This is a genomic window from Janthinobacterium sp. GW822-FHT07A03 (assembly GCF_058798815.1).
Map to the genome: position 1 here is coordinate 118,948 of NZ_JBXAKW010000003.1, position 23,332 is coordinate 142,279.

Here is a 23,332-nt window from a genome sequence, read left to right on the forward strand (position 1 = left end):
GCTGGTCCTCAGTTCGGCTTGGCTTGTTGCGCATAGTACGCGGCGACATCGGCGATATCCTGGTCCGACAGGCTGCTGGCGATGCCCTTCATGCTGGGGTGCTTGCGGTCGCCCTTCTTGTAGGCTTGCAGCGCATTCTCGATATATTTTGCCGGCTGGCCGCCGATCATCGGCACCTGGAACACTTCGGGAAAGGTCGCCTTGTAACCGGGGATGCCGTGGCAGCCGATACACATTTCCACCTTGGCAGGGGCTGCCTTGGCGTTTCCTACAATGTCAGCCGCTGTGACGGCATTTGCTATGCCGGCAAGCACGAGAAGTGCAAATATTTTTTTCATAGTGGCAATGTGAACAAAGGTAATCGGAGAAACGCCAGAGCTGGTTTTTATTGATTTTATGTGTTGACAATTAAGGTTGACAATTAATCTGCTGCTTGCCGATTCTAGCCAAGATATTCTTGCAAGTCCACCTATAAAACCCGCATTGTCGGCAGGCAGGCACAGGCCGTCCGCGTGGCAGCGCGCCACAGTTCTGTTTATACTCACCATTTCCCTACTTTGGCAGACCGCTCATGCAAGCACAGCACCCCCAGCAAGGCCAACGCTTCGAAGGTTCCGACAGCTATGTCGCCACCGCCGACCTGAAACTGGCCGTGAATGCGGCGCTGACCCTGCAGCGCCCGCTGCTGATCAAGGGCGAACCGGGCACGGGCAAGACCATGCTGGCCGAGGAAGTGGCCGCCGCGCTGAACATGCCGCTGATGCAATGGCATATCAAATCGACCACCAAGGCGCAGCAGGGCCTGTACGAATACGACGCCGTGTCGCGCCTGCGCGATTCGCAGCTGGGCGACGAGCGCGTACGCGACATCCAGAACTACATCGTCAAGGGCGTGCTGTGGCAGGCGTTCACGGCGCCAGAACCGGTGGTGCTGCTGATCGATGAAATCGACAAGGCCGACATCGAATTCCCGAACGACCTGCTGCGCGAACTGGACCGCATGGAATTCTATGTGTATGAGACGCGCGAAATGGTCACGGCGCGCCACCGCCCGCTCGTCATCATCACCTCGAACAACGAGAAGGAATTGCCGGACGCCTTCCTGCGCCGCTGCTTCTTCCACTACATCAAATTCCCGGACAAGGACACGATGGAGCAGATCGTCGCCGTCCACTACCCGCACCTGAAGCAGGAATTGCTGGCGCAGGCGCTGCAAACCTTCTATGAAGTGCGCGACGTGCCGGGCCTGAAGAAAAAACCGTCGACGTCGGAATTCCTCGACTGGCTCAAGCTCCTGCTGGCCGAGGATATCCCCGTTGACGCGCTGCGCAGCAAGGACAACAAGGCCGTCGTGCCGCCGCTGCACGGCGCGCTGCTGAAAAACGAGCAGGACGTGCACCTGTTCGAGCGCCTGATGTTCATGTCGCGCACCAACCGCTAAGGAGCGCCGGTGAACGATATCAGCCCCGACAAGGTCTTCATCCCCCTGGAACTGCACGGCATCCGCCTCGAAGCCTTGGCGCCGCACCACGCACCTGGCCTGCGCGCGGCGGCCATGGATGGCGAACTGTGGAATCTGCGCGTCACCTCCGTGCCCGAACCAGACCAGGTGGACCAATACATTTTCAAGGGCATCGAGATGCGCCCCACGCGCTTCGCCTTTGCCGTCATCGACGCGGCCAGCGGCGAGGTGCTCGGCACCACCAGCTATCACGACGTGGTGCCGGCCATTGGACGCCTGGAAATCGGCTACACCTGGTATGCGAAGCGCTGCCAGCGCAGCCACGTCAACACCACCTGCAAATTGCTGCTGCTGGCGCACGCCTTCGACAACCTCGGCTGCGCGCTGGTGGGTCTGCGCACCGACAATTTCAACCACGCCTCGCAGGCGGCCATCGAGCGCCTGGGCGCGAAAAAGGATGGTGTGCTGCGCCACCATGCGCTGCGCCGCGACGGCACCGTGCGCGACACGGTCATGTACAGCATCACGCGCGGCGAGTGGCCGGAAATCGCCGCCCATTTGCGCTACAAGCTCGCGCAGCGCCCCATCGCCGCACTGCCCCGCGCCGGAGGAGAGTCCGCGCCATGCTGATCGATTTCTTCTTCACGCTCAAGGATGCGAAGATTCCCGTCTCGATCAAGGAATTTCTGACCCTTCTTGAAGCGCTGCAAAAGAACGTCATCGACGCCTCGATGGACGATTTCTACTATCTGGCGCGCCTGACCCTGGTCAAGGATGAAGCCCATTTCGACAAGTTCGACCGCGCCTTTGCCCAGTACTTCAAGGGCGTTAACGCGGCCTTCGACACGAACGCGGCAATTCCCCTCGACTGGCTGCTCAAGCGCATGCAGCGCGAGCTGTCCGAAGAGCAGAAGGCGCAGCTGGAGAAATTCGGCTACGACAAGCTGATGGACCGCCTGAACGAGCTGCTGAAGGAGCAGAAGGAGCGCCACGAGGGCGGCAGCAAGTGGATCGGCACGGGCGGCACCTCGCCGTTCGGCAATGGCGGCACGAATCCGGAAGGCATCCGCATCGGCGGCAAGGGCGGCAACCGCACGGCCGTGAAAGTGTGGGAAGCGCGCAGCTACAAGGATTACGACGGCGAGCGCGAACTGGGCACGCGCAACATCAAGGTGGCCTTGCGCCGCCTGCGCAAGTTCGCGCGCGAAGGCGCGGAAGATGAACTGGCGCTCGACGCCACCATCGCCGCCACGGCGAACAATGCGGGCTACCTCGACATCAAAATGCGGCCCGAGCGCAAGAACCGCATCAAGGTGCTGATGTTGTTTGACGTGGGCGGCAGCATGGACGACCATATCGAGCGCACCGAGGAACTGTTCTCGGCGGCGAAGACGGAATTCAAGAACATGGAGTTCTTTTACTTCCATAACTGCGTCTACGACTATCTGTGGAAGAACAACCGGCGCCGCAACGCCGAGCGTTTTCCCACCTGGGACGTGCTGCGCAAATACCCGCCCGACACCAAGCTGATTTTCGTCGGCGACGCCACCATGAGCCCCTACGAAATCCTGCAGCCGGGCGGCAGCGTGGAATACAACAACGAGGAAGCGGGATCGGCGTGGCTGGCGCGCTTTACCCAGGCGTTCCCGAAATTCATCTGGCTCAATCCGGAGTCGGAGGGATTGTGGCAGTACCGCCAGTCGATCGGCGTGATGCGGCAGTTGATGAACAACCGCATGTTCCCCTTGTCGATCGACGGGCTGGAACGGGGCATGCGTCTGCTCAGTAAATAAAAGCACGCAACAAAAAGTCCATGGCGGCATGGGGCCGCCATGCCGTACACTGCGACACGGCACTACCGTGCGGAGCATCTCCGCCGCGGGCGGGTAGCATACGCCGATACCAGCCCTGCCCCACCCTGCTGCATCCCGTGCGCGGCCGCCATGGTCGCGACACTGTTCGATTGCGCACATCGTGCGCGCCTTCTGCTCCGGTAGAATCGGCGCATCGCTCTGCGCAAACTATGCACCACCGCTGCACCACGACATTGCCGCGCCAGCCCCCATGCTGCCGGCCGGTGCCAGCGCCATTTTCAAAGGAATGAGCATGCAAAGTCTGATCTCGATCGCCGCCGACCTGTCCTGGCCGTTCGCCATTACCCTGGCCTGGGTGGTGGGCGAATTCGGCCACCGCTGGACGGGCCTGCCGCGCATCAGTTTTTACGGCGTGATCGGTTTCGTCCTCGCCCAAACGCAGGTAGGCATCCTTCCCCAGACGGACGCCGGCCCCATGCTGGTGCTGGCCGACGTGGCCTTCGGCCTGATCCTGTTCGAGGTGGGCTACCGCATCAACCTGCGCTGGCTGAAGAACAATCCGTGGATCGCCGTCACGGGCCTGGTCGAATCCCTGCTGACCTTTGCCGTCGTCTACTTCATCGGCATCGAATTCGGCAGCACCTCGATGACGGCGCTGCTGCTCGCATCGCTGGCCATGTCCACCTCGCCGGCCACCATCATGCGCGTCATCAACGAGGAACGCAGTTCGGGCCAGGTCACGGAACGCATCGTCCACCTCACCGCCCTGAACTGCGTGCTGGCCGTCTTCACGTTCAACATCATCGTCGGCTTCTGGATGTTCCAGAGTTCCACCGACCTGATCGAGGCGAGCAGCAGCAGCGCCGCCGTGCTGGCCGCCTCCGTGGCCGCCGGCACCGTCTTCGGCATCGTCGTGCCGGCCATGCTGCGGCGCCTGGGCAACATGGCGCAGGACGCCACCGTGGCGTTCGCGCTGTCGGTGATGCTGCTCGTCGCCCTGACCTACACCACCAGCCTGTCGCCGCTGCTGGCCACCCTCACCTTCGGCCTGGTGGCGCGCCACCGCCGCGTCGCCTTCAGCCAGGCGCAGCGCAATTTCGGCGCGCTGGGCGAGCTGCTGACGGTGCTGCTGTTCGTGTATGCCGCCTCGACCCTGGAATGGGCCAGCGTGACGGCCGGCGCGGGCCTGGCCCTGGCCGTCGTCGGCGGGCGATTGCTGACGAAGGTCGCCGGCGTGGCCGCGTTTTCACATGTCAGCGGCATTTCCTGGCGCAAGGGCGTGCTGACGGGCGTGGCCCTGACGCCCGTCTCCGTCTTCATCATCCTGCTGCTCGAACACGCGCGCCAGCACGGCGTGAACTTCGGCGACGAATTGAACGCCCTGGCCGCCATCACCCTGGGCCTGGAACTGGTCGGTCCCGTGCTGGTGCAGCGCGTGCTCATGCTGGCCAAAGAAACCCACGAAATCAAGGAGCGCTAAATGCCGCTGGAACCCTTTGGCCAATCGGCCGCGCTGACCTTCGGCGTCGAACTCGAACTGCAACTGGTGAACCTGTCGGACTATGACTTGACGGCCGCCAGCCCCGACCTGCTGCATCTGCTGAATAAAAAGCCGTTCCCCGGCAACGTCACGCCGGAAATCACCGAGAGCATGATCGAGATTAACTCGAGCGTGCACACGCACCACGGCCCCCTGTTGGAGCAATTGCAGGAAATCCGCGACACCTTGATCACGGCCGGCGACAAGCTCAATATCGGCATCGCGGGCGGCGGCACGCACCCGTTCCAGCAATGGTCGTCGCAAAAGATCTTTTCCAAGCCCCGCTTCCAGGAGATTTCGGAACTGTACGGCTACCTGGCCAAGCAGTTCACCATCTTCGGCCAGCACGTGCACATCGGCTGCGCCTCGGGCGACGACGCCATGTTCCTGCTGCATTCGCTGAACCGCTACATCCCCCATTTCATCGCCCTGTCGGCGTCCTCGCCCTACGTGCAGGGCCGCGACACCCTGTTCGATTCGGCCCGTTTGAATTCTGTGTTCGCGTTTCCCATGAGCGGACGGGCGCCGTTCACCCTCAGTTGGGACCAGTTCTCCAACGAGTATTTCGCCAAGATGGAGAACACGGGCATCATCAAGAGCATGAAGGATTTTTACTGGGATATCCGTCCCAAGCCGGAATTCGGCACCATCGAACTGCGCGTGTGCGACACGCCGCTGACAGTGGAGCGGGCCGCCGCGCTGGCCGCCTACCTGCAGGCGCTGTGCCGCTACCTGCTCGAACGCCGCGAAGCGCCGCCCGTGGAAGACGATTACCTCGTATATAACTACAACCGCTTCCAGGCCTGCCGCTTCGGCCTCGATGGCGCGATCACGCATCCGAAAACCTACGAGACGATGTCGCTGCGCGAAGACATCATGACCACCCTGCGCAAGATGGAACCGCACGCCGAGGCGCTGGGCAGCACGCCGGCCCTGAAACACCTGTCGGACGTGGCCAAGCAGTGGAGCGACGCGCAATACCTGCGCAAGCAGCACAGCCTGCAGGGCAGCGCCGAGGGCATGGTCGATTCGGCGATCAGATGCTTCCGCGGTGAACCCATGAACTATTGAGGATGTCAGCCTGGAAACGTAGGTCGGATTAGCGGCGGCACGCCGCGTAATCCGACGGGCGCTGCCAACAATGTTGTCGGATTACGGTCCTTCGGACCTCGGCGGCCCCACCTAATCCGACCTGCGCCGCTGTCGTAGCAACGCGCCAAAAAACCACACCCCGCTTCCCCGTCATTTACATCCCCCTCCCCAACTTGTTACAATAAGTGAGAATGATTCTTATTGCCGTTTAAAAACACCAGTCCATTCGGGCCGGCCATGCAAGGGGAACGCGATGCCGCTGGCAGAGCCGCTACAACGCCAGGACATCGCGACACTGTATGCCGACCACCACGGCTGGCTGCAGGGCTGGCTGCGCAAAAAACTCGGCAGCACGGCCTGCGCGGCCGACGTGGCGCACGATACCTTCCTGCGCCTGCTCGACCGCGAAGACGCCGTCGCCGCGCGCGAACCGCGCGCCTTTCTCGCCACCGTGGCGCAGCACGTACTGTTCAACCATTACCGCCGCCAGAAACTCGAACAGGCTTACCTCGACGTGCTGGCCCAGTTGCCGCCCCTGCATGCGCCATCTCCCGAGGAACGCGCGCTGCTGCTGTCCACCGTGTTTGAACTGGATCGCATGCTCGACGGCTTGCCGCCGCCCGTCAAACGGGCTTTTTTACTGCGCCAGCTCGACGAACTGCCGCAGGAAGATATTGCGCGCCGGCTCGGCATCTCGCTGGCCACCGTGAAACGCCATCTGCAGCGGGCAAGCAGCGCAACACAGGCATGGCAGCAGCTGCAAATGCAGCACGAGCAACTGCCGCCCGGGACGCACGCGACCCTGCTGCGCGCCTGCGTGCAAGCCAACGCGCCGCGCCGCCGCGCCGTCAAGACGCTGGCACTGTTGCTGGCCTGCGGCGCCTCGCTGTATGCATTCGAACGCCGCAGCCCATGGCGCAGCTGGACGGCCGACTACCGCACGGGCATCAACCAGCGCCGCGTGGTGACCTTGAACGATGGTACGCAGCTCACGCTCAACACCAGCAGCGCCGTGAATATCGCTTACGACGGCGCGCAGCGCCGCATCGACCTGCTGGCCGGCGAAATCTTCATCGCCACTGGCAAGGATGCGGCGCAACGGCCGTTCTTCGTCGACACGCCGCATGGCAGCCTGCAGGCGCTGGGCACGCGTTTCACCGTGCGCCTGCACGAGCAATACGTCAGCGCCGGCGTGCTCGAAGGGGCCGTCGCCGTGCTGGCCGGTGACGGCAGCCAGCGCCTGGTACTGCGCCCCGGCGAAGGCGCGCATTTCGACACTGATGGTTATCACCGCCAGGCGCTGGTGCCGTACGGCGGCGCGTGGCTCGATGGCATGCTGGTGGCGCGCGACATGCGCCTGGCCGATTTCCTCGCCGAGCTGTCGCGCTACAGCGACCATCCGCTGAGCTGCACGCCCGCCATCGCCGGTTTGCGCATGTCCGGCTCCTACCCGCTGGCCGACGTCGATGCCATCGTCGATGCCGTCAGCGCCAGCCTGCAGTTACGGCGCAATACCATCACGCGCTTCTGGGGCCATCAGGTGGTGCGCATCGAACTGGCGGCCTGCTGAAAAATATTTTCTGCAAAGTGAGCTGTTTTAGCGTGCTCGCGTGACTTGGAAGGTAGGCAGTCTCCATCTTGCGCATCCACGAAAGGCTTTTTTCCATGCACCACGCTTCGCGTTCCCTCCTTACCCGTACCGTTCTGGCCTGCGCCCTGGCGCAGATCGGCATGGCCCTGGCCCTGCCGGCGCCAGCCCAGGCGCAAAGCCGGCAAGTACGCGCTTACAGCATTCCGGCCGGCGCGCTGGGCGACGTGCTGACGCGCTTCGGCAGCGACAGCGCCATCCTGCTGTCCTTCTCCAGCGATACCACGCAAGGCTTGCGCAGCGCCGGCCTGCAAGGCAGCTACAGCCTGCACGATGGTTTCCGCGTGCTGCTGGCCGGCAGCGGCCTGCAAGCCGTGCCGCAATCGAATGGCGGCTACCTGCTGCAAAAAATCCCCGCCGGCGCGAACGCTCCCACGGCGGACAGTCGCGGCATGGCCGTCATGAGCGGCGTCACCGTGGTGGCGGCGGCCGAGCGCAGCGCTGCCACCAGCGGCACGGGCAGCTACACGGGCGGCCCCGCCAGCGGCGCCACGGGCCTGGCACTGACGCAGCGCGAAACGCCGCAGTCGCTGACCATCGTCACGCGCCAGCAGATGGATGACCAGAACAGCAACGCCGTCTCCGACGTCATGAAGAACGTCAATGGCGTGAGCGTGCAAAACTACGACAGCGACCGCTGGAGCTTCCAGGCGCGCGGCTTTGCCGTCACCAATTTCCAGTATGACGGCGTGTCGGCCATCTATGACGGCGTCTACGACTGGGGCACGACCAACAGCGACATGGCCATCTATGACCGCATCGAAGTGCTGAAGGGCGCGACGGGCCTGATGAGCGGCTCGGGCGACCCGTCCGCCACCGTCAACATGGTGCGCAAGCGTCCCACTGCCAGCTTCGAGGGCGCGGCCACCGTGGGCGCGGGATCGTGGGACAACTACCGGGGCGAGGCCGATGTCTCCGGCCCCCTGAACGACAGCCGCACGGTGCGCGGCCGCCTGGTGGGTGCCTACCAGGACAAGCACTCTTACCTGGACCGCTACAAGCAGCAAAAATCCGTCGCCTACGGCATCGTCGAGGCGGACCTGACACCCGTCACCCTGCTGACGGCCGGCTTTACGCACCAGGATTACAAGCCGCGCGGCTCGACCTGGACGGGCTTCCCCGTGCTGCTGGCCGACGGCACCCACACGGATTTCCCCACCGCGTGGAATCCCGCCACCGGCTGGAGCCGCCGCGACATGCAGAACACCACGCTGTTCTCGTCGCTCGAACACACGTTCGCCAACGAGTGGAAACTGACACTGAGCGCCAACCAGCTGCGCAGCAAGCATGACAGCGTGCTCGGTTCGGCCAGCGGCGGCAATCCCGACCCCGTCACGGGCGAAGGCGCCTATTTCTTCATGGGCAAATACAAGGGCGACCGCCGCCAGACCACCGTCAACGTCGACGCCAGCGGGCCGTTTACCGCCTTTGGCCGTCGCCATGAAGCGATGATCGGCTATTCCCATTCCAGCGCGAAGCAGGACGGCCCCGTCTACGAATCGGTCTACCCACCCGTGGAAGGCAGCTATTTCGACTGGCGCGGCCAGTATGCGGAACCCGCATTTACCCGCCTGGGCAACGACAACGACAGCACGCGCCAGAGCGGCCTGTATGGCGCCGTGCGCCTGCATCCGGCCGACGCGCTGTCCGTCATCGTCGGCGCGCGCGTGAGCAGCTACAAGCTGGAGCAGGACCGTAGCTTCTTCGACCCCAAGACCGCGCGCATCACCTCGCGTATCGAGGAAAGCAACGTCATCACCCCGTATACGGGCGTCGTGTATGACCTCGACAAGACGTATTCCCTCTTCGGCAGCTATACCAGCATCTTCGCTCCGCAAAGCAACCGCGATGTGAACCGTCGGTTTCTGTCGCCCGTGCGCGGCAAAGGTATCGAGACAGGCGTGAAAGCCGAATATCTCGATGGCAAGGTCAATGCCAGCGCGTCCCTGTTCCAGATCCGCCAGAGCAACGTGGCCAGCTCTGTCGGTGAAGTCAACGGCGAAGAAGCGTATAAAGCCATCGATGGCGTCACCAGCCGTGGCGTGGAAATGGAGGTGACGGGCGAAGTAATGAAAGATGTGAAGCTGAGCGCCGGCTACACGTATTCGCATGTGCGCGACGCGGATGGCAAGGATGTCTTTTCCACCATGCTGCAAACCACGCAGCCTGCCCACCTGGTACGCCTGCAAGGCTCGTGGCGCCTGCCGGCCAGCTTGGACAAGCTGACCGTCGGTGGCGGCATCAACTGGCAAAGCAGCTACGACGGCAATATCTGGAATCCCGCCATCGAGGATTATTCACGCATCAAGCAGGGCGGCTACGCGCTGGTCAACCTGATGGCGCGCTACGAGATCAGCAAGAACGTCACGGCCAGCCTCAACGTGAACAACCTGCTGGACAAGAAGTACTTGACGGGCCTGGGCCTGTTCCAGACGGGCTTTTATGGCGAACCGCGCAACGTGATGTTCACCGTGCGCACGAAGTTCTAACTAACTGCCATACAGCGCCAGCGCCCAGGCTGGCGGGCGCAATTCCAGCGCCAGGGACAGGTAAGCGGGATCGAAGCGCGCCGCCAGCAGATACACATTGGCGGCGCCCTTGGTCTCCCAATTCCCCGTAAAGCCCTTTTCACCGGCGGCCACGCGCTTGCGGTCGAAGGGCACGGCGCTTTTCGCGAACTCCTCGTGCGTCTTTTTGCCCTGCGCATACGGCGCCAGCCAGGCCAGCGCCTCGGCCAGGCGCCGCGCTTCCGGCGCGCCATACCAGTCGTCGCCATGCGCCTGCGCCATCAGGGCCGTCGTCAGCAGCGGCTCCAGGCTGTAGGTGGTGTAGTGCAGGGCGTCGCGCTGCTCGAAGTCGAAGGGCACGCCGCCGGCGCCGATATTGCGCGGCACATGCGCCAGGAAGCGTTCCTTCGCCCGCGCGACCAGCAAGGCGTCGCCCGTGACATACGCGGCGGCCGTGCCGATCTTGATGCGGTGGCTGTGCCAGTTGTTGCGCGCCGTGGACGGGCCTCCCACCTTGATCGGATCACTCAGATAACCGTGCGCCAGGGTGCGGCAAAACGCCCGCACCTGCTCGCGCTCGATACCGTTCAAGCGCTCCTGCACCAGGTCAAATCCCATCAGCAGGCTGGCCAGTTCCGTCTCGTCGACGGGGCTGAACGAGGGCTGATAGCTGCCGCTCCAGGCCAGCAGCAGCTGGCGCGCCGCCTCGAAATGCGGCATCTCGCCCGACAGCCGCCAGGCCAGCGCCTGCAAGCGCGCCTGGCGCCAGTCTTCCTGCGCCTGCTGGCTGGTCTCGCGCCCGCCCTCTCCCTTCAGCAAGCCGCCCGTGCGCACTTGCGCCATCAGGTGCACGGGCCGCGCAGCGTCCTTGCGCGCCGCCTTGACCACCTGTTCAGCGATGGCCGGCGCCACCCGCGCCTTGAGCGTGCGTGCGCGCGCGGCGGACGTCAGCGCAAACGGCGGCGCGCCTTCATGCGGGCGCGTCGCCGCGCGCAAGCCCGCCAGGGGCAGCGCCAGCAGGCCGGCCAGCACGGCGCGCCGGCGGATCAGATGCGTACTCAAAACCGCGTCTCCCGCGCCGCGCGCAAAAAGTTATCGAGGATGGGCGTGCAATCGAGCAGCTCGACGCCGCCCGCCGAATGGAATTCCGGGTGCCACTGCAAGCCCATGACGAAGCGGGCACGCTGGTAGCGGATGGCCTCGACGATGTTGTCCCCTTGCGAATACGCTTCCACGGTGACGTCGTGCCCCAGATCCTTGACCGACTGGTGGTGGATGGAATTGACGAGCGCCTCGCCCGCCTTCGGGAACATGCCCGCCAGGGACGAGCCTTTCGGGAAGACGATGGTGTGGCGGTGGCGGTCATACAGGTCGTTGACATGGGAAGTCGCGCCTGCCACGTCCGAGGCGATGTCCTGGTACAGGGTGCCGCCAAAGCCCACGTTGATCAGTTGGCAGCCGCGGCAAATGCCCAGCACGGGTTTGCCCGCATCGACGAATTCATGCAGCAGTTCCAGCTCGTACAGGTCGCGCGCGCGGTCGCCGTTCCATTCGGGCCGCGTGGCCGCCTCGGAATACGTCTGTGGCGAGACGTCGGCGCCGCCCTGCAGCACCAGGCCGTCCAGGTGGCGCGCATAGTGGCGCAGGGTGATATTGCTCGGGTGTAGCTGGCCGCTGGTATTGACGGTCGGGATCATGAATACCAGCACGTCGCGCGACATGACCCACTGGGCAATCGACTCTTCCAGGTATTGCAGGTTCTTGCTGCGCAGGCCAGTGGCGCCCGGCTCGGGGTGGAAAATGCGCGCCGAGATGCCGATACGCAGGGTGCGCCGCATGAAATCGCGGCTGGCCTTGTCGCGCATGGAACGGTAGCGCGACGAGATCACCCGCCAGGCCAGCGCCAGCGGCGTGTCGTTATCCTTCAGGTAGCGCGGCGCGGCATCGCGCGCGCGGTGCTCATCATCGGGCGCCCGGCGGCCTACCCGGTCGGGCCGGGACGGCGCTGGCGCTGCGGGATCGGTGGATGGCGGCTGCTGGGGATCTTTTTCGTCTGACATGGCAAGGCTGACTGAAAGCGGAGACGTTTTCAATATAAACCCCCTCCCCCGAAAGCACGATTCAATTTTGTAACAAAAGCCCACGCGCGGGGCCTCTGCGCAACACACTCACGCCGCCTGCATACAGCCCGTTTACGCCGGCGGCCCCGCTTTTTAGAGAATCTTTACGCCCCCGCTGCTAATCTTGAACGTACCTCAACCACCGCTGCAAAGCCACCATGGAACCCCATTCACGCCTGCCATCGCATCAAGCACTGCCCCACCGCCATCCCCGCCTGCCCACCTTCCTCATGCACATCACGGTCGACAAAGCCTGCCTGGCCGAGCTGCGCCAGCTGGTCGTCAGGACCTGCGGCGGCATGCTGTCGTTCATGCGCGTCGAGGCGGTCGACCATGCCGAGCGCATGAAGGTCTGGCTGTGCGTGACGGAACCGGCGCTGCGCCTGACCATGGATGCCGTCATGCGCCTGCTGCCGGCGGCGGAATTTGGCCGCATCAGCCAGGGGAAATCGCTATGAACCAGTATTCCTGCGAACAGGCCATGTCTTCATCGCGCATCACCGCGCACTTCCAGGGCATCTGGGTGCCGATGGTCACGCCATTTTGCGACGGCGATGGCGACATCGACTTCGACGCGGCCCAGCGGCTCGCGTGCGAACTGGCCGCCAGCGGCGTCGATGGCCTGGTGGTGTGCGGCACCACGGGCGAAGCGGCCATGCTGAGCGCTGCGGAACAGAGCATGCTGCTCGACAGCGTGCTTGAAGCCGTCGGCCCCCGCTTCCCCGTCGTGATGGGGATCGGCGGCAGCGATACGCGCAGCGTCGTCGCCACGGTGCAGCGCTACAACGACCATCCGCTGGCCGGTCTGCTGGTCTCGGCACCAGCGTATGTGCGCCCTTCGCAGGACGGCATCGTGCGCCACTTCCAGGCCATCGCCGCCGCCACCGACCAGTCCATCGTGCTGTACAACGTGCCGGCCCGCACGGGCGTCAATATCGAACCGCAGACGGCGGCGCTGCTGGCGCGCGACTCGCACTTCGTCGCCATCAAGGAAGCGGGCGGCAAGCTGCAGCAGCTGGGCGAACTGCTGCTCGACACCCGCCTGGACGTGCTGTGCGGCGACGACGCGCTGCTGCTGGCCAGCCTGTCCATGGGCGGCCACGGCGCCATGTCGGCCGCCGCCCAAGTGCGCCCCGACCTGTATGCGCAGCTGTACCACCTCGTCAGGCAGGGCCGCCACGGCGCGGCCGGCGCCCTGTTCAAGACCATGCTGCCCGTTATCCGCCTGCTGTTTGCCGAACCGAATCCCGCTCCCGTGAAGGCCGCGCTGGCCATGCAGGGCAAGGTACGCGACGCATTGCGTTTGCCGATGACGCCCATGTCCGCCACCGGCCAGGCCGCCCTGGCCGAAACGCTGGAGCCACTGATGCAGCTGCCCGCATGGACCGCGGGCGACAGGGATGCGCCGCGCGAAGGCTGTCTGCTGCAACTGGTTTCCCCTGCCAACATCATGCCAGCCGTGCGCCAAGATGATCATCGCCATCACGGATGAACGCGGGGGGATGGAGAAATCCATCCTGGCCGGACGGCTGGCCGCCTCGCGCGCGCTGGCCGGACGCAAGGTATTGCTACTCGATGCCGATCCGCGCCAGGGCGCCATGGCGCAAGCCAGGAACCTGCACGACGGCGCCATGCACGGCAGCTTGACGCGGCCTCGCCTGATGGCGCGCGCCATCAGCGCCAAGGGCTTGCAGCCGGAGCTCGAGCACCTGGTGCACTGCTACCACGACATCGTCATCGACAGCGAAGGCCGCGACTCCATGGGCAGCCGTTCGGCCCTGATCGCCGCGCGCGTACTGGTGGTGCCGCTCGACGGCGTCGTCGACGCCGGAGCGCAAACGGGCCTGGCGCGCCGCATCGCGCACGCGCGCAGCGTCAATCCCGGCCTGCGCGTCCTGCTGGCAAGGGACACGCAAGCGGCGCCCGCCCACGCCCTGGCCGCGCGAATTCCAGCCGCCCGCGTAGTCGGTCTGGAACAGCTGTATTGCGCCGTTTTCAACCTTTCTGCCTAGCCCGTCCGGGCACGCAAAAAAGGCGGCGCATGCGCCGCCTCCCTCCCCTGTCAATTAAAACGTCTTGCTGACCGTCAGCTGCAGCGCCGTCTTGCCCATGAATTTGCCATTCACGGGCGAGGCATAGGCGGACTTGCCCGCGTTCGTGCCGATCACGGCCAGCGCGCCCGAAACAAAACCGAAGTCGCGCGTAACGCCCACTTTCCAGTCCGTGTAGCTAGCCGCATCATTGTTTTTGACCTTCTGGTGGCCCGCATGCAGGTTGCCGGTCCAGCCGTTCGTCAGGTCGATAGTCGCGCCGATATCGAGGTAGCCGCTGTTCTTGCTGTTGACGATGCCGAACAGGTTCGAGACGGCATGCGAATACTTGACGTAGGCGGGGCCGTACGACAGCTGGCCGTAGACTTCCTGCGTATCCGCGTCGGCCAGGCCGGCGACGTGCTTCAAGCCGTTGTCGGCGTACACATACGCGAGCACGCCCACGTCATAGCCAACATCGCCGCCCAACTGGCCGCGCTTGCCCGCATACAGGTCCACTTCCACGTCGCCGCTGCCGCCCGCATCCTTCGTCCACTTGATGGTGGAGGCCCAGGCGCCCGCATACAAGCCCGTCGGATTGTTGATGTAATCCACGCCGCCTTGCAGCGCGGGCTTCAAGCGCGTCTGCGAGATGCCCCGGTAACGGTAGTCGGACACACCGGCCACGTTGAAACTGACTTCATTGTCGGCCTTGGCCTCGTCCGCGTGGGCCAGGCTACCCGTCAAGGAGGTGGCGACGGCAAGTGCAAGTAGCATTTTATTCATGGTTTTTTCTTCTTCATGGGTGGTATGGGCCTTTGCCAACATGGCGCAGCTGGCCCGCCGCTGCAAAAATTTAAAGTAAAGCGTCCCCCCGGCGCGCGCGGCGCCTGTTTTCAAACAGGGGAAATAACAGGTGTTAGAGCGGCAGCAGCAAGCGGTAACCGATGGCCGTTTCCGTCAGCAGGTACTGCGGCTGGGCCGGATCGGCTTCCAGCTTCTGGCGCAGATGGCCCATGTAGATGCGCAGGTAATGGCCATTTTCGCTGTTCGACGGCCCCCACACTTCGCGCAGCAACTGCGGATTGGTGACCACCCTGCCCGCGTTCTTTACGAGCACCGACAGCAGGCGAAATTCCGTCGGCGTCATGTGCACCAGTTGCTTGTTGCGCGTGACCAGCCGGTCCTTCAGGTCGACGCGCACGTCGCCGAACTGCACCACGCCATCGTCGCTGGCGGCGGGCTGGCGCTGGCGGCGCAAGGTGGCGCGCACGCGGGCCAGCAGCTCGCCCACGCCGAACGGCTTGGTCAGATAGTCGTCGGCGCCCGCATCGAGCGCGCGGATCTTGTCCTGCTCGTCGACCCGCGCCGACAGCACGATGATGGGCACGGCCGACCATTTGCGGATGTCAGCGATGAAATCGATGCCGTCGCCGTCGGGCAGCCCCAGGTCCAGCACGATCAGGTCGGGCCGGCGCGTGCCCGCGTCGATCAGGCCCCGCTGCATGGTGGCGGACTCGAAAATCTGCCAGCCCTCGTCTTCCAGCGCGGCGCGCACGAAGCGGCGGATTTGCGGTTCATCCTCGACCAGCAAGGCAGTGGCGGAAGGTTCGTTCATGTTGGTTTTCCTGTTTCATGGTCGTTGGCGTCATCGAGCTCGATCTCCGGCGGCGCAGGAGGCGTGCCCAGCGGCAGGCTGAAGACGATGGCGGCGCCCTGCCCCGGCACGTGGGGCTGCGCGTGGATGGTGCCGCCGTGGGCTTCGACGATGGCGCGGCAAATGGCCAGCCCCAGGCCGACGCCCGGCTTGTTCGATTCGCGCTCGCCGCGCGTGAATTTTTCAAAGATGGCTTCTTCGCGGCCGGGCGGCAGGCCCGGGCCATCGTCAAGCACCGTCACCTGCAGGAACTGGCCGTGCACCCCGGCCGCGACCGTGATGGTGCTGCCGGGCGGCGTGTACTTGGCCGCGTTTTCCAGCAGGTTGCACAGCACGCGCTCGATCAGCACGGCATCGTAGCGCACCAGCGGCAGGTCCGGCGCCAGCTGCGTCTGCACGGCGTGCTGCTGCAATTGCGGACCGCTGGCGCGCAGCGCGCTGCCCACCACTTCTTCCAGCGCCTGCCATTGCAGGTTCAGGCGCACCTGGCCGCTCTCGATGCGCGCCATGTCCAGCAAGTTCGCCACCAGGGCGCTCATGCGCACGGTTTCGGACTGCAGCGAGCGCGCCATGTCCAGCTGCGCGGGCGACAGCGCAGGCCGGGACAGCGCCAGCGATTCGGCCAGGCCCACCAGCGACGTCAAGGGCGTGCGCAAGTCGTGCGACAGGGCCGCCAGCAGCGAATTGCGCAGCCGCTCCGATTCCATCTGCAGCAGCGCGCCCTGGGCCACGTCGATGTAGTGCACGCGCTCGAGGGCGATGGCCGCCAGCGCGGCAAAGGTATCGAGGTGCTGGCGCTGTTCCGGCACCAGCAGCCAGCGCCCGCGCTGCGCGCCATCGAGCGGTAGCAGCGCCAGCACGCCGCGCGTGCGCATCGGCGCGATCAGCGGCAGGTAGAAAATGGGCGAAGCCGGCAAGGTATCAGTGCCCGTCCCCGCCGCCTGCGCGTGGTCGAAGGCCCATTGCGCGATGCCGATATCGAGCGGTTCGCCGCCGTTCGCGGCCTGCAAGCTGCCCTCGTCATCGGGCAGCAGCAAGGTGGCGCGCGCGCGGAACGCCCGTTCGATGGCGCTTTTCGTGATGTCGAAAATCTGCTCCGTCTGCAGTACGCCGGACAATTCGCGCGAGAATTCGTACAGGGCGCGGGCGCGCGCTTCGCGGTGCGAGGCCACGCGCGCCTGGAAGCGCAGACCGGCCGTCAGGTGGCCCGTGATCAGGCCCACGGCCAGCATCACGCCAAACGTGATCACATACTGGAAATCGCCCACGGCAAACGAGAAACGGGGCGGCACGAAGATGAAATCGAAGCAGGCCACGCCCACCAGGCTGGCCAATGCCGCCGGGCCGCGTCCCAGGCGCACGGCCACCAGCACCACCGTCAGCAGGGACAGCATGGCGATGTTGGCCAGGTCCAGGTAGGGCTGCAGCGGGACCGACGCGAGGGCCGTGCCCAGGCTGGCGCCGGCGGCCAGGATGTAGCGCCAGTGACGCGATGGCCGGCGCGGCGCCTCCGCATCGTCGCCCGCCGCGCGCCGGGGCGCAGCATCGGCCGGCGGCAAGCCCACTTCGATCAGGTCGATATCGGGCGCCAGGCTGGCCATGCGCGCGGCAGGCGGCGCCTGCCACAGGCGCGCCAGCGCGCCGCCGCGGCCACGCCCCACGATGACTTTCGAGATATTCGCGCCGCGCGCATACTCGACCACGGCGCCGGCGATGTCGGCGGACGGCACAATGGCCGTGCGCGCGCCCAGGTCCTGCGCCAGCTTCAGGGTTTTCAGGATGCGTTCGCGCTGGCCCGCCGGCAGGCGCTGCAAGCGCGGCGTTTCCACGTACAGCGCGTGCCATTCCGCGTTCAGCTGGCTGGCCAGGCGCGCCGTGCTGCGGATCACGTGTTCGCCCCCCGCGTGCGGTCCCACGCAGGCCAGCAATGCGGCGCCCGTCTTCCACACGGGATTGATCGATTTTTCGACGCGGTAGGCCTGCACGTCATCCTGGATCCGGTCCGCCGTGCGGCGCAAGGCCAGCTCGCGCAGGGCGATCAGGTTACCCTTGCGGAAAAAATGCTGCGATGCCCGTTCGGCCTGCTGCGGCTGATACACCTTGCCCTGCTTCAGGCGGCGCAGCAGTTCATCGGCGGGGATATCGACCAGCACCACTTCATCGGCGCGGTCGAACACCGTGTCGGGCAGGGTCTCGGCCACGCGCACGCCCGTGATCCCGCCCACCACGTCGTTCAGGCTTTCCAGGTGCTGCACGTTCACGGTCGACAGCACGTCGATGCCGGCCGCCAGCAATTCCTCGACGTCCTGCCAGCGCTTAGGATGGCGCGAACCGGCCACGTTCGAATGGGCCAGTTCATCCATCAGTATCAGCGGCGGCGCGCGGCGCAGGGCCTCGTCGAGGTCGAACTCGTACAGGGTCTTGCCCCGGTACTCGATGGCTTTGAGCGGAAGCACGGGCAAGCCGTCCAGCTGGGCCGCCGTATCCTGGCGCCCATGCGTCTCCACCACGCCCACCAGCAAGTCCTGGCCGTCGGCCAGCAATTTGCGGGCGGCCGCCAGCATCGCGTAAGTCTTGCCGACGCCGGCCGAGGCGCCGAAATAGATGCGCAGCCGGCCGCGCGCGGCTTTCTGTTCCTGCGCCTGCACTTGCGCCAGCAGGGCATCAGGGTCGGGGCGTTGGCTGTCGTTGGGGAGCATGGGTATCTTTTTATATCAAAACCAGGAGCAAAACCGGCGGCTCTGCCCCTGCATCATCTTACTTCGCGGCCGCATCGAGCGCCAGATTCAGTTCCAGCACATTCACGCGCGGTTCGCCGAAAAAGCCGATATACGCGGTTTTCTGCACCTTGGCGATGGCGTTTTCCACCTGCGCCAGCGGCACGCCACGTACGCGAGCCACGCGCGGTGCCTGGTACAGGGCGCCCGCCAGGCTGATTTCCGGATCCAGGCCGCTGCTCGACGCCGTCACCAGGTCGACGGGGATCGGCTTGCGGTTGCCGGGATCGGCTGCCTGCAGGGCGGCGATGCGCGCCTTGACGGCGTCCACCAGGGCGGGATTGGTCGGCCCCTGGTTCGAGCCGCCCGAACCGGCGCCGTTATTGGCCATCGGCGCGGTGGCCGACGGCCGGCCCCAGAAATACTTGGGCGAGGTAAAGGACTGGCCGATCAGGGTCGAGCCGACGGGCTTGCCCCCACGCTCGACGATGCTGCCGTTGACTTCATCGTTGAAGGCCAGCTGGCCGATGCCGGCCGTGGCAAACGGATAGACGACGCCGCAGATCACGGTCAGCGCGGCAAACAGGACCAGGGCGGGACGGACGATAGTGCTCATGATGGTTCCTTTAGACTAAATTGATGGCGGACAGCAGCATGTCGATCAGCTTGATCCCGATGAAGGGCAAAATAATCCCGCCCAGGCCGTAGATCAGCAGGTTGCGGCGCAACAGGCTGGCCGCGCCGATGGCCCGGTACTGCACGCCTTTCAGCGCCAGCGGAATGAGCACGACGATGATCAGGGCATTGAAGATCACGGCCGACATGATGGCCGAGGCGGGGCTGGCCAAATGCATGATGTCGAGTGTCTTCAATTGCGGATAGGTGCCCACGAAGGCGGCCGGGATGATGGCGAAGTACTTGGCGATGTCGTTCGAGATCGAGAACGTCGTCAGCGAACCGCGCGTCATCAGCATCTGCTTGCCGATTTCAACGATTTCCAGCAGCTTGGTCGGGTTCGAATCGAGGTCGACCATATTGCCCGCCTCCTTTGCCGCCTGCGTGCCCGAGTTCATGGCCACGGCCACGTCGGCCTGGGCCAGCGCCGGTGCATCGTTGGTGCCGTCGCCCGTCATCGCCACCAGGCGGCCTTCGGACTGGTAGCTGCGAATCAGCTTGAGCTTGTCTTCCGGCGTCGCCTCGGCGAGGAAATCGTCCACGCCCGCTTCGGCGGCAATCGCGGCCGCCGTCAGCTTGTTGTCGCCCGTGATCATCACCGTCTTGATGCCCATGCGGCGCAATTCCGCGAAGCGCTCCTTGATGCCGCCCTTGACGATATCCTTCAGTTCCACGGCGCCCATGACGCGGCCGTCGTCCACCACCACCAGCGGCGTGCTGCCGCGGCGCGCGATGTCGTCGACGGCGCGTCCCACCTCGGCCGGATACGGCTGGCCCAGCGCTTCCACATACTTTTTCATGGAATCGGCCGCGCCCTTGCGCAGCTGGCGCACCTGCTGCTCGCCCGGAATATCCACGCCGCTCATGCGCGTCTGCGCCGTGAACGGCACGAAGGTGGCGTGCAGGCTGGCCATCTCGCGTTCGCGGATGTTGAACTTCTGCTTGGCCAGCACGACGATGCTGCGCCCTTCCGGCGTTTCATCGGCCAGCGAGGCCAGCTGCGCCGCATCGGCCAGCTGCTGTTCCGTCACGCCGGGCGCCGGCACGAAGCTCGACGCCTGGCGGTTGCCGAGGGTGATGGTGCCCGTCTTATCGAGCAGCAGCACGTCCACGTCGCCGGCCGCTTCCACGGCGCGGCCCGAGGTGGCGATCACATTGGCCTGCATCATGCGGCTCATGCCGGCCACGCCGATGGCCGACAGCAGGCCGCCGATGGTGGTCGGAATCAGGCACACGAGCAGCGCGATCAGCACGGTGATCGTCACCGGCGTGCCGCTGCCGGCCGCCGCCACGGAAAACAGCGAGTACGGCAGCAAGGTCACGGTGACGATCAGGAACACGATCGACAGGGCCACCAATAAAATCGTCAGGGCGATCTCGTTCGGCGTCTTCTGGCGCTTGGCGCCTTCGACCATGGCGATCATGCGGTCGATGAAGGCTTCGCCCGGGTTGACGGAAACGCGCACCAGCAGCCAGTCGGACAGCACGCGGGTGCCGCCCGTGACGGCGGAAAAGTCGCCGCCCGATTCGCGGATGACGGGCGCCGATTCGCCCGTGATGGCGCTTTCGTCGACGGAGGCCACGCCGGCCGTCACTTCGCCGTCGGCGGGAATCACGTCGCCCGCCTCGACCAGCACCGTCATGCCCTTGCGCAGGTCGGTCGCAGGCGTGGGCAGCCAGGAGGTGCCGTATTTCGGCGTTTGCATTTTCTTTGCCATCACCGTCTGCTTCAGCGCGCGCAGGGAGGCCGCCTGGGCCTTGCTGCGGCCTTCGGCCAGCGCTTCGGCGAAGTTCGCGAACAGCACGGTAAACCACAGCCACACGGCGACGGCGACGATGAAGCCGAACGGCGCTTCACCCTGGCCATTCAGGGCCTGGATGGCCAGCAGGGTCGTGATGATGCTGCCGACATAGACGACGAACATCACGGGGCTGCGCCACTGCGTGCGGGGGTCGAGTTTTTTGAACGCATCGACGATGGCTGGGCCAATCAGTGCGGAATCGAACAAAGTCAGGCTTGTGCGTGACATGGTAGCCTCTTATTTGATGAAAAGTTGCAGGTGTTCGACGATCGGGCCCAGGGCCAGCGCGGGAACGTAATTCAATACACCAACCAGCACGACGACGCCGATCAGCAGACCGATGAACATGGGACCATGCGTCGGCATGGTGCCCGCGTTGGCCGACAGGCGCTGCTTGGCCGCCAGCGAACCGGCCACCGCCAGCACGGGCACGATCACACCGAAGCGGCCGAACCACATGGCGATCGCCAGCATCACGTTGTAGAACGGCGTGTTGGCGGACAGGCCGGCAAACGCGCTGCCGTTGTTGTTGGCCGCCGACGTGAAGGCGTACAGAATCTCGGAGAAACCGTGCGCGCCCGGATTGGCCACGCCGATCTTGCCCGGTTCGACCATCACGGAGATCGCCGTGCCCGTCAATACGAGGGCTGGCGTAATCAGGATGGCCAGCGACACCATCTTCATTTCATACGCCTGGATTTTCTTGCCCAGGTATTCAGGCGTGCGGCCTATCATCAGGCCGGCGATGAAGACGGCCAGGATGGCGAACATCAGCATGCCGTACAGGCCCGTGCCCACGCCGCCGAAGATCACTTCGCCGAACTGCATCAGCAGCAGCGGCACCATGCCGCCCAGGGGCATGTAGGAGTCGTGCATGGAATTGACGGCACCGCACGATGCGGCCGTCGTCACCGCCGCGAACAGGGTCGAGGAGCTGATGCCGAAGCGCGTTTCCTTGCCTTCCATATTGCCGCCCGATTGCAGGCTGCTGGCCTGCTGGTCCACGCCCAAGGCCTGCAAGGCAGGATTGGCTTGCTGCTCGGCGCTCATCACGCCGGCCGTCATGACGACAAAGATCAGGGTCATCGCGGCCAGCACGGCCCAGCCCTGGCGCATGTCGCCCACCATGCGGCCGAACGTGAAGCACAGGCCGGCGGGAATGATGAAGATGGCCAGCATCTGCAGGAAGTTCGACAGCACGGTGGGGTTTTCGTACGGGTGCGAGGAATTGGCATTGAAGAAGCCGCCGCCATTCGTGCCCAGCAGCTTGATCGACTCCTGCGACGCGACGGGGCCCATGGCGATTGTCTGCGTCGTCGCCACTTGCGCTTCCATCACGGGTTTGCCGGCGGCGTCCAGCACGGGCTGGCCGTCAGCCGTCACCTTCGGCGTTTCATACGCCACGTGGTCGAGCAGGGTCACTTCCTTGTAGGCGGAAAAATTCTGGATCATGCCTTCGCCCATGAAGACGACGGACAAGGCCAGGGACAGCGGCAGCAGGATATACAGGGTCGAGCGCACCAGGTCAACCCAGAAATTGCCGATCGATTTGCCCGAGCGCGAGGCGAAGCCGCGCACCAACGCGAAGATCACGGCGATGCCGGTGGCCGCCGAAAAGAAGTTCTGGCATGCCATGCCCAGCATCTGCGTCAGATAGCTCATGGTCTGTTCACCGCCGTAGCCCTGCCAGTTGGTATTGGCGACGAAGCTGACGGTGGTATTGAACGAGGAATCGGGGCTGACGGCGCCCAGGCCCTGGGGATTCAAGGGCAGGAAACCCTGCAGGCGCTGCAGGCCGTAGACGAAGACGGCGCCCACGGTATTGAAGACGATCAGGGCGATGGCATAGCTTTTCCAGCCCATGGCCTTGTCGGCGGGAAGGCCGGACCAGCGGTACAGCAGGTTTTCCAGCTTTTGCAGCCAGCCCAGGCCGCGCACGGGGCCATCGCCGGCCACCCTGGCCATGTACAGGCCCAGCGGATAGCCGGCGGCCAGCAGCACCGCCAGGAAGGCCACCAATAACAGTATCGATTGCGTCGTCATCACAGTTCCTCCGCCTTCAGCAGCGCCACCAGCAGGTACACGAGCAGGCCGGCCGAGACGACGGCGCCCAGCACATAAAACGCGTTCATTTGACGCTCCCTAATTTGTCGCAGGCGACGGCAAAGCCGGCCGCCACGACGAAAAACACGGCAATCAAGCCGAGATATACGAGATCCATTCCCACCCTCATTCAGGTTTGTTTTGATAGTGAGCAGATTAGCCAAA

Annotated in this window: 20 protein-coding genes and 1 pseudogene; 11 read left to right on the top strand and 10 right to left on the bottom strand. The window is 64.8% G+C overall.

Translation table 11 applies throughout. The features are described 5' to 3' along the window. Window positions 1-8 precede the first annotated feature (8 nt). A complete protein-coding gene (locus AC1RJW_RS10140; protein WP_046684254.1) occupies window positions 9-338 on the bottom strand; it encodes a c-type cytochrome in 330 nt (109 codons plus the stop codon). Window positions 339-571: 233 nt separating this feature from the next. Between AC1RJW_RS10140 and AC1RJW_RS10145 the strand changes: the two genes are divergently transcribed. The 8 genes and pseudogenes from AC1RJW_RS10145 (at window position 572) to AC1RJW_RS10180 (ending at window position 10,045) form a co-directional block, all read left to right on the top strand. Further along, entirely contained in the window at window positions 572-1,441 is an 870-nt protein-coding gene (locus tag AC1RJW_RS10145; RefSeq protein WP_436501367.1) for an AAA family ATPase, read from the top strand. A gap of 9 nt (window positions 1,442-1,450) precedes the next feature. Next, window positions 1,451-2,092, top strand: a complete 642-nt coding sequence (locus AC1RJW_RS10150) for a GNAT family N-acetyltransferase (RefSeq protein WP_493044811.1) — start codon at window positions 1,451-1,453, stop codon at window positions 2,090-2,092. After that, window positions 2,086-3,255, top strand: coding sequence for a vWA domain-containing protein (locus AC1RJW_RS10155; protein ID WP_475416080.1), 1,170 nt, complete (start codon window positions 2,086-2,088; stop codon window positions 3,253-3,255). The genes AC1RJW_RS10150 and AC1RJW_RS10155 overlap by 7 nt, the downstream gene beginning before the upstream one ends. A gap of 313 nt (window positions 3,256-3,568) precedes the next feature. Then, window positions 3,569-4,756: a cation:proton antiporter gene (locus AC1RJW_RS10160; protein WP_493044812.1), complete on the top strand. Its 1,188-nt coding sequence runs from the start codon at window positions 3,569-3,571 to the stop codon at window positions 4,754-4,756. After that, window positions 4,757-5,887 (top strand): YbdK family carboxylate-amine ligase, encoded by a 1,131-nt coding sequence (locus tag AC1RJW_RS10165; protein ID WP_409027826.1) that lies wholly within the window; start codon window positions 4,757-4,759, stop codon window positions 5,885-5,887. Window positions 5,888-6,161: 274 nt separating this feature from the next. Next, window positions 6,162-6,644, top strand: a pseudogene (locus AC1RJW_RS10170) (sigma-70 family RNA polymerase sigma factor); the annotation flags it as partial. A 27-nt stretch (window positions 6,645-6,671) separates the two neighbouring features. Next, on the top strand, window positions 6,672-7,478 hold the full coding sequence (locus AC1RJW_RS10175) for a FecR family protein (RefSeq protein ID WP_493045149.1): 807 nt from the start codon (window positions 6,672-6,674) through the stop codon (window positions 7,476-7,478). A 95-nt stretch (window positions 7,479-7,573) separates the two neighbouring features. Continuing rightward, window positions 7,574-10,045 (top strand): TonB-dependent siderophore receptor, encoded by a 2,472-nt coding sequence (locus AC1RJW_RS10180; RefSeq protein ID WP_493044813.1) that lies wholly within the window; start codon window positions 7,574-7,576, stop codon window positions 10,043-10,045. Here the strand turns inward: AC1RJW_RS10180 and AC1RJW_RS10185 are convergent, their stop codons facing one another. Together AC1RJW_RS10185 and AC1RJW_RS10190 are read right to left on the bottom strand one after the other, a co-directional pair. Then, a complete protein-coding gene (locus tag AC1RJW_RS10185; RefSeq protein WP_493044814.1) occupies window positions 10,046-11,125 on the bottom strand; it encodes an alginate lyase family protein in 1,080 nt (359 codons plus the stop codon). Then, on the bottom strand, window positions 11,122-12,123 hold the full coding sequence (locus tag AC1RJW_RS10190; RefSeq protein ID WP_493044815.1) for a gamma-glutamyl-gamma-aminobutyrate hydrolase family protein: 1,002 nt from the start codon (window positions 12,121-12,123) through the stop codon (window positions 11,122-11,124). The genes AC1RJW_RS10185 and AC1RJW_RS10190 overlap by 4 nt, the downstream gene beginning before the upstream one ends. 218 nt (window positions 12,124-12,341) lie before the next feature. Between AC1RJW_RS10190 and AC1RJW_RS10195 the strand changes: the two genes are divergently transcribed. The 3 genes from AC1RJW_RS10195 to AC1RJW_RS10205 are packed head-to-tail and all read left to right on the top strand — an operon-like array spanning window position 12,342 to window position 14,195. Then, window positions 12,342-12,641, top strand: a complete 300-nt coding sequence (locus AC1RJW_RS10195; RefSeq protein WP_244556192.1) for a hypothetical protein — start codon at window positions 12,342-12,344, stop codon at window positions 12,639-12,641. Continuing rightward, window positions 12,638-13,675 carry a 4-hydroxy-tetrahydrodipicolinate synthase gene (dapA, locus tag AC1RJW_RS10200; protein WP_493044816.1) on the top strand — a complete coding sequence of 346 codons (1,038 nt, stop codon included), beginning with the start codon at window positions 12,638-12,640 and terminating at the stop codon, window positions 13,673-13,675. The genes AC1RJW_RS10195 and dapA overlap by 4 nt, the downstream gene beginning before the upstream one ends. Before the next feature lie 10 nt (window positions 13,676-13,685). Beyond that, window positions 13,686-14,195: a P-loop NTPase family protein gene (locus tag AC1RJW_RS10205; RefSeq protein ID WP_493044817.1), complete on the top strand. Its 510-nt coding sequence runs from the start codon at window positions 13,686-13,688 to the stop codon at window positions 14,193-14,195. 54 nt (window positions 14,196-14,249) lie between these two features. Here AC1RJW_RS10205 and AC1RJW_RS10210 read toward each other — a convergent pair whose 3' ends face one another. From AC1RJW_RS10210 to kdpF, 7 genes are all read right to left on the bottom strand, one after another. Further along, window positions 14,250-14,999, bottom strand: coding sequence for a TorF family putative porin (locus tag AC1RJW_RS10210; RefSeq protein WP_493044818.1), 750 nt, complete (start codon window positions 14,997-14,999; stop codon window positions 14,250-14,252). A gap of 133 nt (window positions 15,000-15,132) precedes the next feature. Then, on the bottom strand, window positions 15,133-15,831 hold the full coding sequence (gene kdpE, locus AC1RJW_RS10215; RefSeq protein WP_493044819.1) for a two-component system response regulator KdpE: 699 nt from the start codon (window positions 15,829-15,831) through the stop codon (window positions 15,133-15,135). Further along, entirely contained in the window at window positions 15,828-18,569 is a 2,742-nt protein-coding gene (locus AC1RJW_RS10220) for a DUF4118 domain-containing protein (RefSeq protein ID WP_493044820.1), read from the bottom strand. The genes kdpE and AC1RJW_RS10220 overlap by 4 nt, the downstream gene beginning before the upstream one ends. A 58-nt stretch (window positions 18,570-18,627) precedes the next feature. Beyond that, window positions 18,628-19,203, bottom strand: a complete 576-nt coding sequence (kdpC, locus tag AC1RJW_RS10225; RefSeq protein ID WP_493044821.1) for a potassium-transporting ATPase subunit KdpC — start codon at window positions 19,201-19,203, stop codon at window positions 18,628-18,630. Between the two features lie 10 nt (window positions 19,204-19,213). After that, complete coding sequence (gene kdpB / locus AC1RJW_RS10230; RefSeq protein WP_493044822.1) at window positions 19,214-21,292, bottom strand: potassium-transporting ATPase subunit KdpB; 2,079 nt, start codon at window positions 21,290-21,292, stop codon at window positions 19,214-19,216. Window positions 21,293-21,301: 9 nt separating this feature from the next. Next, window positions 21,302-23,107 carry a potassium-transporting ATPase subunit KdpA gene (gene kdpA, locus AC1RJW_RS10235; RefSeq protein ID WP_493044823.1) on the bottom strand — a complete coding sequence of 602 codons (1,806 nt, stop codon included), beginning with the start codon at window positions 23,105-23,107 and terminating at the stop codon, window positions 21,302-21,304. Continuing rightward, window positions 23,107-23,196: a K(+)-transporting ATPase subunit F gene (gene kdpF / locus AC1RJW_RS10240; RefSeq protein ID WP_034746483.1), complete on the bottom strand. Its 90-nt coding sequence runs from the start codon at window positions 23,194-23,196 to the stop codon at window positions 23,107-23,109. Before kdpF ends, kdpA begins: the two co-directional genes overlap by 1 nt. Between the last annotated feature and the right edge of the window lie 136 nt (window positions 23,197-23,332).